This is a genomic window from Legionella erythra (genome assembly GCF_001467615.1).
Lineage (GTDB): Bacteria > Pseudomonadota > Gammaproteobacteria > Legionellales > Legionellaceae > Legionella_C > Legionella_C erythra.
In genome coordinates this window covers 163085-175804 of the sequence record NZ_LNYA01000034.1, presented here as the reverse complement: position 1 = coordinate 175804, position 12720 = coordinate 163085, and the positions used below count along the sequence as shown (strand labels likewise).

The window sequence follows — 12720 nt, the reverse complement described above, 5'->3', positions numbered from 1 at the left end:
ATGCTGGAACATATTATTCGCTTTTCGTTAAAACATCGCTGGTTTGTGTTGTTATTCACGCTGATTATTGCCCTTTTAGGGGTGTATAATTTTCAACGCCTTCCTATTGATGCGGTGCCTGATATTACCAATGTACAGGTACAAATTAATACCGAGGTCTCCGGGTACTCTCCTTATGAAGTGGAGCAACGGATTACCTTTCCAATTGAGCTTGCTATGAGTGGTTTGCCCAATTTGGATTATACCCGTTCTTTATCGCGTTATGGGTTATCGCAAGTCACAGTGGTTTTTAAAGATGGAACGAATATTTATTTTGCCCGTCAATTGATTAATGAGCGTTTACAAGAAGTACAAGATAAATTGCCTCCGGAAGCAGAGACCACCTTAGGACCCATTTCAACGGGTCTTGGTGAGATTTTTATGTACACGGTCACCAATAAGCCTAATGTGCCGGAAACTCAACGTTATAATCCAACCGAGCTTCGTACCATTCAAGATTGGATTATTAAACCGCAATTACGTAATGTAGAAGGCGTTGCTGAAGTCAATACTATTGGTGGTTATGAAAAGCAATTTCATATTACGCCAGACCCTATGAAGTTGGTGCGCTATAAATTAAGTTTGGATAATGTAGTCGAAGCATTAAAGCGTAATAATGAAAATGTTGGAGCGGGTTATATTGAAACCAATGGTGAGCAACATTTAATTCGCGTGCCAGGACAGGTTCAAAATATTCCCGATATTGAAAACATTGTCATTGCCAGTTTTGAAGGGACTCCTGTTCGTATTCGTGATGTGGCTGACGTTGCTTTAGGTAAAGAATTGCGTACGGGTGCTGCGACCGAGAACAGTAAAGAAGTAGTACTAGGTACAGTCTTTATGTTGATGGGTGAAAACAGTCGAACCGTTTCTCAGCGTGTTGCTGCCAAAATGAAAGAAATTAATAAATCGCTTCCCGAAGGTGTTGAGGCAGTTACCGTGTACAACCGCACTTTATTAGTCAATGCAACCATTCAAACGGTGACAAAGAACCTTTTGGAAGGAGCGCTCCTGGTATGCATCATTTTATTCTTGTTTTTGGGAAATATTCGAGCAGCGCTCATTACTGCTATGGTGATTCCCTTATCGATGTTATTGACCATTACCGGAATGGTGACTAATCAAATCAGTGCGAATTTAATGAGTTTGGGGGCCTTGGATTTTGGTTTGATAGTCGATGGGGCGGTCATTATTGTTGAAAATTGCATTAAGCATCTTGGTGAACAACAACACTCATTGCATCGCATTTTAAATCTGGAAGAGCGGTTAAAGGTCATTTCTCATGCAACCACTGAGGTGATTAGACCTAGTATTTTTGGTGTGTTTATTATTACAGTGGTTTATTTACCCATTCTCACGTTGACTGGTGTTGAAGGGAAAATGTTTTTACCCATGGCAGAAACAGTGATTATTGCGCTACTGGCCTCCATGCTGTTTGCATTAACCTTTGTGCCCGCAGCCATTGCCATTTTTTTACGCGGGCACTTGCAAGAAAAAGAAAATACATTAGTTCATTACCTATCCTTAGGTTATGGCAAAGTATTGCGTCGTTGTTTTCATGCTCGAAAAACGGTCATCGGTGCGGCTCTTGGTTTGGTAGTTATCAGTTTATTGATAGCCTTTCGTTTAGGCGGTGAGTTTATTCCAAGCCTTGATGAAGGAGACATTGCCATGCATGCGATGCGAATTCCAGGAACAAGCCTCACCCAGGCAATTACCATGCAGGATTTGGTCGAAAAACGAGTCAGAGAGTTTCCTGAAGTAAAAACTGTGTTTGCCAAACTAGGGACTGCAGAGGTGGCAACTGATCCGATGCCTCCGAATGTGGCTGATACGTTTATTATTTTAAAAACACGCAAAGACTGGCCTAATCCTAAAAAAACAAAACAAGAATTAGTTCAAGAAATGGAACTTGCTGTAAAACAAATTCCTGGGAATAATTATGAATTTACCCAACCCATTCAAATGCGTTTTAATGAACTCATTTCCGGAGTTCGTAGTGATGTGGCAGTAAAAGTCTTTGGTGATGACATGGATACCTTGTTAAAAACAGCTGAGGCGATTAGTGCCCAATTAAAACAAATACCAGGGGCTGCTGATGTGAAAGTCGAACAAGTCAGCGGTTTACCTCTTTTAACCGTTGACATTAATCGCAATTCCTTGGCTCGTTATGGGCTACAAATTGGGACGGTTCAAGACGCGATTGTCATTGCTACTGGAGGTAAGAAGGGTGGTGAGCTTTTTGAGGGGGATAAGCGTTTTGATATCGTCGTACGTTTGCCTGAATCGTTGCGAACCGATCCGAACGTATTGCGTCAAATATACATTCCGCTATCTCTTGCTAAAGATGGCGAGCAGCACTTTATTCCCTTAAGTGAGGTTGCCTCTTTGGTTCGTAGCGAAAGTCCGAACCAAATCAGTCGAGAGATTGGAAAGCGACGTGTGGTGGTTACTTCAAACGTTAGAAATCGGGATTTAAGTTCATTTGTGAATGAAGCTAAGCTTCGTATTGATGAAAACGTTAAAATACCCTCTGGCTATTGGATTATCTGGGGTGGTCAGTTTGAACAACTTCAATCTGCCTCACAACGATTACAAATCGTAGTGCCCATCACGCTTCTGGGTATTTTCTTATTGCTTTTTATGAGTTTTGGCAGAGTAAGGGATGCACTATTAGTATTTACCGGAATTCCTCTTGCACTAACTGGCGGCATTTTTGCTTTGTGGTTACGAGGGATTCCCCTATCTATTTCTGCAGGCGTTGGATTTATTGCCTTATCAGGAGTCGCCGTACTCAATGGCTTGGTCATGATTACCTTTATTAATAAGCTTCATGAAGAGAAAAAATTCTATCTAAAAGATGCAGTATTGCAAGGATCACTGGCGCGTCTAAGACCTGTATTAATGACGGCTTTGGTTGCCTCATTAGGTTTTGTGCCCATGGCGCTTGCGACTGGCACTGGAGCAGAAGTTCAAAGACCCCTTGCTACAGTGGTTATTGGAGGAATTATCTCTTCTACCTTTTTGACCTTATTGGTTTTACCGGGTTTATATTATATCTTTCATGAGCGCCGAAAAAAGGGCGAGCAAAGAAAAGAGATAAAAGAACAAAATATCTAAAGGTCTTCTTTTTTAAAAGCTAAGAACACTATGATTCATTGAATGTTTAAAAAAGCGCTCATTGACAAATGGTATTCATTATCTATATTTATAGTTAAATACTTATTTAACTATTGAACTAATCATGCCAACCCAAGACCAAATCATCGCCTTAAGTGACACACTACATCTAATGGGTGAAGCCAATCGTTTAAAACTTCTTTTGGCCTGCCTTGAGGGACCTAAATCAGTTTCTGAGTTAGCCGAGCAATTACAACTTTCAGTTCCCTTAACTAGTCATCATTTAAGCCTTTTGCGCTCTGCTCGTCTTCTTGTGGGTCAGCGGGAGGGAAAGCATATTTACCATGGCATTTTTGATATGCACGTGCGTTGTATTCTCGAAGATCTGTTAAAACATTTTACTGAAGATGAAGAGATGGAGAATTAACATGAGCTTTTTAAAACGAATTTTTGGAAATGCTCTCAATGATCAGTATGGGGACTACCGAAACTCGCATCATGGGCAAAAAAATAATTATCCATCCAACAAGGAGTTTCAAGGAATTCGCTGTCCCCAATGCCAAATCTATAATGCCCTGGGAGCTCGTTTTTTCAGTCAATGCGGGAAATCGCTATGACAACATCATTAACAGCAACAACGTTTTTTGTGGCTGGCCTTGATTGTCCAGCAGAAGAGCAGCTTATCAGAAAACAATTAAAAGATGTTCCTGAAATTGAGCATTTGGAATTTAATTTTATAGCAGAAGAAGTCACCATACATCATCGGCTTTCTGCTATTGATTCGTTGCAGCAACACATTGAATCTTTAGGGATGAGTGTACGTGCTAAAGGCAGTGCTCATTTAACAAAAGAAGGCGAGCTACCCGTTTCTGACTTTTCCTGGAAAATCATTTTATTAGCCGGTATTTTGGCGCTTTTTTCAGAATTGGCGGCATTTTACCTGGGTTCAGAGTGGTCACTCTGGACTATTATTCCTGCCTTATTGGCAATTGCCTTAAGTGGGCCGCCTACTTTTAAAAAGGGTTGGTTGGCACTGCGTACCAAAGCGATGAACATCAACAGCTTAATGCTGATTGCCATAGTTGGAGCGGTATGTATTGGCGCTTGGCCAGAAGCTGCGATGGTCACAGTGCTGTTTGCATTGGCGGAGCGTATTGAGCGTTATTCTTTAGATAAAGCACGACTTGCTATTCGCAGTTTGATGCAAATTGCACCGGAGGTTGCTCTTATAAAACAAGATAATGGGCAATGGCTTTCCATATCCATAGAGAAAGTGCAACCAGGGGCTGTTTTTAAAGTAAAACCTGGAGAACGTATTGCCTTGGATGGTGTCGTGATCTCAGGACAAAGTACTGTGAATCAAGCACCCATTACGGGAGAATCCATGCCCGTTAGTAAACAGATAGATGATAACGTGTTTGCGGGTACACTTAATGAGCATGGCGTACTTGAGGTGAAAGTAACGAAGGCATCTGGAGATACACTGCTTGCAAAAATTGGAAAGGCTATTGAGCAAGCGCAAGCAGAACGAGCCCCAACACAACGTTTTGTTGACCAATTTGCACGCTTCTATACGCCTATAATGGTTCTTATAGCGGTTCTTATCGCGTTGATTCCTCCTTTGGTCTTTGGTTATCCCTTTTATGATTGGCTTTATAAGGCGCTCACTTTGTTGGTGATTGCATGCCCCTGTGCTTTAGTCATTTCCACTCCTGTCACGGTGGTGAGTGGATTAGCTTCTGCTGCCAAACACGGGCTTTTGATTAAGGGAGGAAGCTATTTAGAAACAGGGTATCGTTTAAAATTAATTGCATTGGATAAAACAGGCACTTTAACTGAAGGTAAACCTGTAGTCACTGATTTTATTGTTTATGACACGAGCAAAACGAAAGCGGAGTTACTTTTATTGGCTGCAAGCCTTGATAGTCACTCAGAGCATCCTGTAGCGCATGCTTTGGTATCGTATTGGCAAAAAGAACAACCCAATACCAGGTTGTTGGAGGTTGAACAATTCTCAGCACTGCCTGGACGCGGTGTCAAAGGCTTTGCTCAACAAAAACTGTATTTTGTGGGAAATCACCAACTCGCTGAAGACAATCAAGTCTGTTCGCCTGAGATTGAACGAATTCTTCAGCAACTGGAAGAGGAGGGGAAAACAACAGTTGTTTTAAGTAACAGCACGACAGTACTCGCTCTTTTTGCAGTGGCTGACACGCTGCGTAAGACCAGTCAATGGGCTATCTCAAAGCTCCATGAGCAAGGCATCAAAACGGCGATGCTAACGGGTGATAATGCAGTAACCGCCCAGGCAATTGCCAAGCAAGTTGGTATTGATGAGGTGAAAGCTAATGTGTTGCCCACCGACAAATTACAAGAGATAAATCGCTTATTGGACCAATACAAAAATGTGGGAATGGTCGGGGATGGCATTAATGATGCGCCAGCACTAGCGAAGGCAAGCATTAGTTTTGCTATGGGCAAGGGAACCGATACGGCTTTAGAAACAGCCGATGTGGCATTAATGAATGATAATTTAGCCATGCTTCCTTTATATATTGAGTTAAGCCGCAATACCGCCAGAGTTCTTCGCCAAAACATTAGCTTATCCATTGCCATTAAAGGGGTATTTTTCATTCTAGCGCTTGCAGGAGTCGCAACCCTTTGGATGGCTGTTTTTGCTGATATGGGGGCTAGTTTAATCGTAGTGGCTAATGGCTTACGACTGTTGAATTCCCATAAAGGTCATTCTGAAATTCAAGAGACTTAGGTATTAGAAAAGATAGTGATTCGATTTATAGAATAAGGTTAAACATGGATAATTCTTTATTTTTATTAATTGTGGATGAGTCGCTTGGCGAGCGCATTCTTATTCGTGCTCAATTGCAGCAATTAAACCACCGTGTTGACATGGCATGGGATGCTCATTCCGGATTGGAATTAGCATTAATGAGACGTTATGATTTTATTTTAATTGACAGAAATTTAGATGGTGGGTTTAATTATCGTGAGCTCATGTTGCGCATCCAAAATGATTCGGAACTTAATAAATTAACCCCCATAGTAATCCTTTCGAAGGAGCTTCACAGGGACAAAATGAATCAAGACTCTGAAACGTATGGCGTGAAACCGATTACACAAAATGATGCTTTAAAATTAATGGAATTATTAAAACAATTAAAATCAAGCTAAGAGGAAGAAAACGATGAGCAATTTAAGATTATTATTTTTAATAAGCATTTGTTGTTTAGGATTGGGATTAATGTCCTGTACTTCGACCCAATCAACCTCCACAGAAAATCATCCAGAACATGGATATAATGGTGGTTTTGGAGGTGATGGTGGTCATAATCATCAGCCATCAGAATAAATAATCAAACCAGTTAAGGGATAAGCAATGTTAATGAATTTATGGGGATTGGCAATTCTTTGTTTGTTGATTGGTTTATTGTTGAGTTTAATGATTTTTTTTCGAAAAAAGAAGAAAACCACACCTTTTTTTATTTCATTAATTATTTTCTTTGTTTTATTGGCAATTTTTTTACATGGTGTTGCATTTTATATGCATTTGACTTGATTAAAGAAAGGCATGCTAGATGGTTTATAGAATAGTTCTTCCATGAAAAAAATTGCTCTATGCAGGATACTTTTTTTAAAGATGTCTCTACGTCTAATTCTGTCCATTCATAATGAGCCAAGGCAGTATTCTTATGTGGTTTTCTGGTAACTCTTTTTAATTGAAAGAAGTTTGAAAATTATTATTGCAAATGTAATTGCTATGAGCACAAAAACCAAAATTGATGGCGAAGACGCACTATTGGTCTTTTTAACCAGTGCAAATGAGAGCAATGGAGCTAGACCTGCTGACAAGCTCGCTGCGGTGGAATATAGTACCGATAAAACTGTACAACGTAGCTTGATAGGGAACATTTCGGCTAGCATTACTGGTACTGTTGCATAATATGTTCCAGCGGGGATAGCAATTAAGGCTTGGTTGAAAACTAATCGATAGAAGTCTTCATGTGATAATGAATTGAAAAAAGGCTGAGAAAAGATTAAAAATCCTATACTTGCAGTAATTACAATCTTTTCTCGGTTAATTTTATCAGACAGCTTTCCAACTAAAGGAAATACACTCAGTAACACTATTAACGAGATTATGTTAGAAGCAATAATTTGATAATCCTGAAAATTTCCATATAGATGAGCTTGCATGGGTCCATAAATGTAAATTTGAAAAGTGGTTGTAACACCTAGACAGCTTAGAACGAATACATATAGTGATTGAATTTTATTATTCTTGATATAGTTAACAGACTCTGTAAGTAAATTTTTAAATTTAGGTTTGGGTCTGTCAGCATAATACATGATGTACTCCATACTTTCAGGAATACACAATCGAATATATAAACCAATGGACGAACCTAGTAGAGCCAGGATGAAGGGTACTCGCCAAATCAGCCAATCGTGCTCAGGATAGTGGTTGGTAAAGTAAGTAACAATCAGTGTCACCAATGACGCTACTAGCATCCCTGACATAGCGCCAAAGGATGCCCAGCTTCCCGAGTAACCCTTTTTTGAGGCTTCGGCATTTTCAACTAGGTAAGCAGAGGAATTTAGATATTCTGCGCCAGAGGAGAAGCTCTGAATAATTCTCAGCATTAATAAAGTAATAACAGAAAATGTACCTATGGTGCTGTGAGGGGGAATAAAACCGATAAGGGTTGTTGATATGCCCATAGTTAGGATCGAGCCTGCAAGAATAATTTTTCTGCCATAGATATCGGACAGTAAGCCCATCACCATAGCCCCAATAGGTCTGGCAAGGTATCCAGCAAAGAAAGTCAAAAATACTAGAAACAAACCCTTTGAAGCATCACCAATTAGGTATTTGGCAATGTAGACTGAGAGTAGGCCGCAAATGGCCATATCAAAAGATTCTATTAAATTACCTAATGTGCCAGCCAGTATAATTCGGGTTTGGTGCTTCATACGATTATCCTTTATTTTGCATTGCCGATAGAGTGGTTAGTGACTCTTGATCTTCCACTCGGTCTAAAAATAAAAATCCATCCAGGTGATCAATTTCATGTTGAAGAATACGAGCTTCTAAGCCGGAAGCTTTTTTGGTAATTCTATTTCCATCTATGTCAAAGCCTGAATATTCAATTTCCATGGCTCTTGGAACCTCTCCCATTAATTCACCGCAATTAAGGCAACCTTCATACCCAGTTTGAATTTCTTGGGACAGGATTTTTAATGCAGGATTAATTAATGCAGTATCCGGGATCGGGTATTCTGGTTTCCTCCGTTTGGTATAATCAGTACCAAATACAATAACTCGTTTGCTGATACCAATTTGGGGAGCAGCTACACCGACGGCACCTTTGTCAGCCATAATGCCGAACATAGTCTCAATCAGCTCTTTTAACCAACTGCTACCAAATTCTGATTCTTTAATTGACTCAGCGGTTTGTCTTAAAATAGGGTCGTTTTTATCCAGTAGTGTCTTCATAGGTCACCTGATTGTTGATGATTAATGTCAGTTTGGGTTTAGCCGGCATGCAGGGCTGTTTGTCAGGGAAAGTTAAATACTCTTGAATTCGTCTTAACGCAAACTTGCCCATGGCTAACAGTTTTTCGCAATGAATGGAGCTTTTATTCTGGATATAGGGATTTAACTCTTTTAATCCAAATGAAAAGATTGCTCTATAAGAGTCATATTCAGTGGGAATGGAAATGCCTGTGATAAGTCCAGGTTCTATTTGCTTGTATTTTTTAATTGCTTCTATACGGCCTAAATGTGGGAGTTCATTCCATAATTTTGGCTGCTCTTTGTTGAAAAAAGTTGGTTGATAGCATCCATCAAACAGCCAGAGACTTTTCTCAATTAAATTTTGCTCTATTGATGGATTCGAGGACATGAAAAAGATCTGTCCTGCTTGGTTAATAAGGGCAATAGAAGCATAGTCTGTTTCTACTTGTCCAAGTACATCGGAGAACACTTTGCGCATAGTGACAAAATGTTCAAAGAGAAATTCCTTGGCTTTAGGGTGAAGCCTTATTTCAACATCTGTTACATCCATATCTACAAACTTCTTAAACTGCATGGCTGTGCTTTTTTCTTTTTTCTTCATAGGAAGAAATAGAGCCAATGGCCAAGTCAATGATTTTTAGTAAATTAACTTCCGAAGTGTCGATTGCACGCACTTCTTTGATCAATCCTAACACAAAATCGGCATAATCGTCATTATTCCCATGGGAAACAGGGTATAAATGATGGCTTTGCTTCAGGATGTAATGAAGTAATGTTTCATCAACTTCATCTTTCTTCGAAGGGGTGTGTCCTTCTTCACCAAATAATAGCCAGCCTGGGTTTACGTGAAGATGATGAGCTAGCTGTTTAATTTTCTCGTAATCAGGTAGAGCATCACCTCTTATGTAACGACGGCAAATTTGTTCAGATGCCCCAGCAAATTCAGCTAAGGTTTTGATACAGATCCCACTAGGTGAACGAGACGCAATATGTCCCTTAACTTTGAGGGTATGAATCAAGCGATTGGCAAACGATTGATAGGGTCCCTTACTCATAAAATTATCCTTGTAATCGAACGTCGTAAAAAAATTATCATATAAAACGCTATCATTCAATATCATATCGTATCTTAATTTAAATTTCTTTAAAACACGTATTGATAATAAAATTAATATCGTATTAATATAAGTTTCGCCAAATGATGCTAAATGTTAATTTGGCGCGAATTGGACTTTAATACACATGTTTTACAGGAGTATGTCGCATGTTTTACGATCAAAAGATCACCATCTATAAGGGTATTATTCAGTATCTGCTGGATTCAACCAATTATTCTCTGCATCGAATCGCTAATTTATCGAACTCGCCAATTGCTCATTTGCAGTTAATCTACCAGCACAATCGTTTACCTAAAGAAAGTAAGGTTGAATTGAATTTGCTGAAGCTATTTATCACCGTCATTGATATGGAACACAAGGGTGAATGGAAGGCTCGTTTACAACTTAAATAACAGAAGGATTTGGAGAATCAATGATGCAACCAGTTAATGATCTATTTACACAACAGATTTTGTTTATCAATGACGTAGAAGTCATTATCGGAAAGGACCGGTTGACTTTACGCCGTTGGTGGAGTGAAGGAAAGTTTCCTAAGCCAGTAAAATTACATGGCAGAACTTTAGCCTGGCATAAAGACGTGATTGATAACTGGATTAATCAACATGTCAGATAAATCCATTTTCATTGTCTGAGTGGTCAATGACTGCTTTAGACAATGATTAATTTCCAAAGAGTTACAAGTAATACTTATCATCTCCTTTCTCTAAAATTACTTTAAAACCGCAAGTGTGAGAGATGTTAAGGAAGTTACTAAGCTTTACATCCTCTTGCTCACCTGAGCGAATTTTTTGAATTATAGTTGGAGATAGTCCTACTTTTTCGGCCAGTTTTCTCACGGTCATTTTGCCATTCTTCATGAGTGCTTTGATGATTTCAGATAGCAAAAACTCATCATACTCTTTTTCAAATTGCTCACGAAAAAGAGGGTCTTGCATTTCTCGCTCAAAAGTAGATAAAAGTTTCTTAGTCATAATAATCACCCTTTTTTACTCTACCAATATATTGTTCCATAACCTTTAAGGCTTTTTCTTTTTCAGTTAAAGGCAACTTATCCTGTTTCTTCCTGAAGGCATTAGTTAAAATTATTTTTTTGTCTTCAAAAAAGAAGCATAAAAATCTGTCTGGCTTAGGTTTGAAGGCATAAATTTTGTCTCCTTCATGTCTAAACTTAGTTTTATCGTGAATGATACCGGCATCTCCCATCCTCTTTAAGAGCTTCAACAGTTGAATACGTTCATCTTTATTCAAAGAGTAATAATATTCTTGAGATTGGCTATGCTTCTTTTCGTCAAAGTACCATTCAATCGTAAACTTCTCACCTTGATAGGCAATATATTCAATATCTCTATCCATTATAGTGTACCACTATAGTTGCACAAATTCAAATTTGTTATTGTTTGGTTATTGTTAGTTCTTCTATCAGGCTACTCCATTTATCTAAAGCCTCTTTGCGTTGATACAGCATTTCATCTTTGTTATAAGTGGCCATGATTTTAGGCATTTTATGCCCAAGACATTTTTCTATAACTACTGGGTCGATTCGCAATGTTTCGCCAAGCTGAGTGGCAAAAGTACGTCTGAGATCATGGGCAGTCCATTGAGGGATTCCTACTCGTTTTTGAATGCGTTGAATCGCTTTAGATATGGATTTATCGCCTAGTGGGGAGTCATCATCGACCCCAGCTAAAACAAAATTAGATAAAGTAATTTCTTTTATTTCCAACAGAAGCTTTTTAGTAAGCTCGCTCAGATGAATTTTCATACTAAGTCCGATTTTATTATTCTCGGGAGGAATAATCCAAAGAGATTTATCGAAATTAAATTCAGACCATTTCGCTAGTCTTAACTCACCAGTCCTTGCGCCAGTTAATAATATGATTTTAATGGCATTTTTAATCTGAATCGACATAGAGTGCTCATCGCCATCCAAAAATAACCATATTTTTTTTATTTCATCAAGATCGAGATTGCGATCACGAGGTTTTTCTAATCCACCTATGTCTCTTGCTCGAATATTTATAGCAGGATTAATTGTAATTTCTCCTCGGCTTACCGCGTAATTAAATGCTTGTTTCAAGGTACTAAGTACTTTATTGGCGTGAACAGGGGAGCCTCTTTGAACTATATTATCCAAGGCCTTTGATATGTCTCGAGGCTGTATTTTTTCAATTTCTAATGTACCTAGTAAGGGGATAATATCAGCATCAATTTGTTGTTTAATCTGTTGGGGTTGTTTACGGTGTTTAACAATATAATTGTTGTACCAATCAGAAACTAAAGTTTTCACATTATTATTTTTTTGGAGCAATTTTTTTTGGATAATTTCTTCTGGGTCTTGGTCAGACTGCCTTATTTCCCATAAATCATTAAAGGCTTTTCTGGCTTCAGCAACACCCATTACTGGAAAATTACCAATAGTGAGCCATTTCTCTTTACCGCCAAATTTATAACGATAGAACCAAGTTTTTGTTCCTTTAGGAGAAACTCTTAAACAAAAGCCATTACCCTCAGTAATATGGTAACGATTTTTTTCGGCACTTAAATTAGCAATTTTGTTATGGGTAAACTTTTCCATAATTATATCCTTGTATGGCTCCAGTTTCTGGCTACACCTTTGGCTACACTTTTTTGTTTGCTTGTATGAAATCGATTTATATCATTTGAAATATGAAAACGCAAACAATCCTTTATATAAAAAGGTTTTATGGTTATAATTGAATTTGTTTGAAATTAAATGAAATTGATTGTCACTAGCATGGGGTGCTAGTGGTCGAAGGTTCAAATCCTTCCGTCCCGACCATTAAATCTCGGGTCTTTCGGGTCTTTCGGGTCTTTGGGTCTTTCCCAATTACGGGGGCACTCAATCAGCAGCATAGTACTCTAACTCTTGTTCTATAATTTTCAAAGTTT

Annotated in this window: 13 protein-coding genes; 6 read left to right on the top strand and 7 right to left on the bottom strand. The window is 38.7% G+C overall.

The window, feature by feature from the left end:
- The 4 genes from Lery_RS12015 (at position 1) to Lery_RS11995 (ending at position 6348) form a co-directional block, all read left to right on the top strand.
- Positions 1-3159, top strand: a complete 3159-nt coding sequence (locus Lery_RS12015; RefSeq protein ID WP_058527488.1) for an efflux RND transporter permease subunit — start codon at positions 1-3, stop codon at positions 3157-3159.
- A 124-nt stretch (positions 3160-3283) separates the two neighbouring features.
- Positions 3284-3586, top strand: a complete 303-nt coding sequence (locus Lery_RS12010; RefSeq protein ID WP_058527487.1) for an ArsR/SmtB family transcription factor — start codon at positions 3284-3286, stop codon at positions 3584-3586.
- 186 nt (positions 3587-3772) lie between these two features.
- A complete protein-coding gene (locus Lery_RS12000; protein ID WP_058527486.1) occupies positions 3773-5926 on the top strand; it encodes a heavy metal translocating P-type ATPase in 2154 nt (717 codons plus the stop codon).
- Positions 5927-5970: 44 nt separating this feature from the next.
- Positions 5971-6348, top strand: coding sequence for a response regulator (locus tag Lery_RS11995; protein WP_058527485.1), 378 nt, complete (start codon positions 5971-5973; stop codon positions 6346-6348).
- Between the two features lie 516 nt (positions 6349-6864).
- Here the strand turns inward: Lery_RS11995 and Lery_RS11985 are convergent.
- Genes Lery_RS11985 through Lery_RS11970 form a run of 4 tightly spaced genes read right to left on the bottom strand, consistent with a single transcriptional unit; the run spans position 6865 to position 9747 of the window.
- On the bottom strand, positions 6865-8148 hold the full coding sequence (locus tag Lery_RS11985; RefSeq protein WP_058527483.1) for an MFS transporter: 1284 nt from the start codon (positions 8146-8148) through the stop codon (positions 6865-6867).
- A gap of 4 nt (positions 8149-8152) precedes the next feature.
- Positions 8153-8671 carry a peptide deformylase gene (gene def, locus Lery_RS11980; RefSeq protein ID WP_058527482.1) on the bottom strand — a complete coding sequence of 173 codons (519 nt, stop codon included), beginning with the start codon at positions 8669-8671 and terminating at the stop codon, positions 8153-8155.
- Positions 8652-9266: a flagellar biosynthesis protein FlgJ gene (locus Lery_RS11975; protein WP_176713846.1), complete on the bottom strand. Its 615-nt coding sequence runs from the start codon at positions 9264-9266 to the stop codon at positions 8652-8654. Before Lery_RS11975 ends, def begins: the two co-directional genes overlap by 20 nt.
- A complete protein-coding gene (locus Lery_RS11970) occupies positions 9256-9747 on the bottom strand; it encodes a helix-turn-helix domain-containing protein (RefSeq protein ID WP_058527481.1) in 492 nt (163 codons plus the stop codon). Before Lery_RS11970 ends, Lery_RS11975 begins: the two co-directional genes overlap by 11 nt.
- 209 nt (positions 9748-9956) lie before the next feature.
- Here Lery_RS11970 and Lery_RS11965 point away from each other — a divergent pair, with 209 nt between their 5' ends.
- Together Lery_RS11965 and Lery_RS11960 are read left to right on the top strand one after the other, a co-directional pair.
- Positions 9957-10202, top strand: a complete 246-nt coding sequence (locus Lery_RS11965; RefSeq protein ID WP_058527480.1) for a hypothetical protein — start codon at positions 9957-9959, stop codon at positions 10200-10202.
- A 23-nt stretch (positions 10203-10225) separates the two neighbouring features.
- On the top strand, positions 10226-10423 hold the full coding sequence (locus Lery_RS11960; RefSeq protein ID WP_028379486.1) for a helix-turn-helix transcriptional regulator: 198 nt from the start codon (positions 10226-10228) through the stop codon (positions 10421-10423).
- Positions 10424-10484: 61 nt separating this feature from the next.
- On the opposite strand, the gene Lery_RS11955 is transcribed toward Lery_RS11960, so the two are convergent.
- Genes Lery_RS11955 through Lery_RS11945 form a run of 3 tightly spaced genes read right to left on the bottom strand, consistent with a single transcriptional unit; the run spans position 10485 to position 12385 of the window.
- Positions 10485-10781 carry an AsnC family protein gene (locus Lery_RS11955; RefSeq protein ID WP_058527479.1) on the bottom strand — a complete coding sequence of 99 codons (297 nt, stop codon included), beginning with the start codon at positions 10779-10781 and terminating at the stop codon, positions 10485-10487.
- Positions 10774-11163 carry a type II toxin-antitoxin system RelE/ParE family toxin gene (locus Lery_RS11950; protein ID WP_027228169.1) on the bottom strand — a complete coding sequence of 130 codons (390 nt, stop codon included), beginning with the start codon at positions 11161-11163 and terminating at the stop codon, positions 10774-10776. Before Lery_RS11950 ends, Lery_RS11955 begins: the two co-directional genes overlap by 8 nt.
- Before the next feature lie 37 nt (positions 11164-11200).
- Entirely contained in the window at positions 11201-12385 is a 1185-nt protein-coding gene (locus Lery_RS11945) for a tyrosine-type recombinase/integrase (protein WP_058527478.1), read from the bottom strand.
- Positions 12386-12720: the final 335 nt, after the last annotated feature.

Excerpts from the sequence above, each read along its gene's own strand:
- Lery_RS12015 (WP_058527488.1), top strand. The coding sequence starts at position 1 with ATGCTGGAACATATTATTCGCTTTTCGTTAAAACATCGCTGGTTTGTG.
- Lery_RS12010 (WP_058527487.1), top strand. The coding sequence starts at position 3,284 with ATGCCAACCCAAGACCAAATCATCGCCTTAAGTGACACACTACATCTA.
- Lery_RS12000 (WP_058527486.1), top strand. The coding sequence starts at position 3,773 with ATGACAACATCATTAACAGCAACAACGTTTTTTGTGGCTGGCCTTGAT.
- Lery_RS11995 (WP_058527485.1), top strand. The coding sequence starts at position 5,971 with ATGGATAATTCTTTATTTTTATTAATTGTGGATGAGTCGCTTGGCGAG.
- Lery_RS11985 (WP_058527483.1), bottom strand. The coding sequence starts at position 8,148 with ATGAAGCACCAAACCCGAATTATACTGGCTGGCACATTAGGTAATTTA.
- def (WP_058527482.1), bottom strand. The coding sequence starts at position 8,671 with ATGAAGACACTACTGGATAAAAACGACCCTATTTTAAGACAAACCGCT.
- Lery_RS11975 (WP_176713846.1), bottom strand. The coding sequence starts at position 9,266 with ATGCAGTTTAAGAAGTTTGTAGATATGGATGTAACAGATGTTGAAATA.
- Lery_RS11970 (WP_058527481.1), bottom strand. The coding sequence starts at position 9,747 with ATGAGTAAGGGACCCTATCAATCGTTTGCCAATCGCTTGATTCATACC.
- Lery_RS11965 (WP_058527480.1), top strand. The coding sequence starts at position 9,957 with ATGTTTTACGATCAAAAGATCACCATCTATAAGGGTATTATTCAGTAT.
- Lery_RS11960 (WP_028379486.1), top strand. The coding sequence starts at position 10,226 with ATGCAACCAGTTAATGATCTATTTACACAACAGATTTTGTTTATCAAT.
- Lery_RS11955 (WP_058527479.1), bottom strand. The coding sequence starts at position 10,781 with ATGACTAAGAAACTTTTATCTACTTTTGAGCGAGAAATGCAAGACCCT.
- Lery_RS11950 (WP_027228169.1), bottom strand. The coding sequence starts at position 11,163 with ATGGATAGAGATATTGAATATATTGCCTATCAAGGTGAGAAGTTTACG.
- Lery_RS11945 (WP_058527478.1), bottom strand. The coding sequence starts at position 12,385 with ATGGAAAAGTTTACCCATAACAAAATTGCTAATTTAAGTGCCGAAAAA.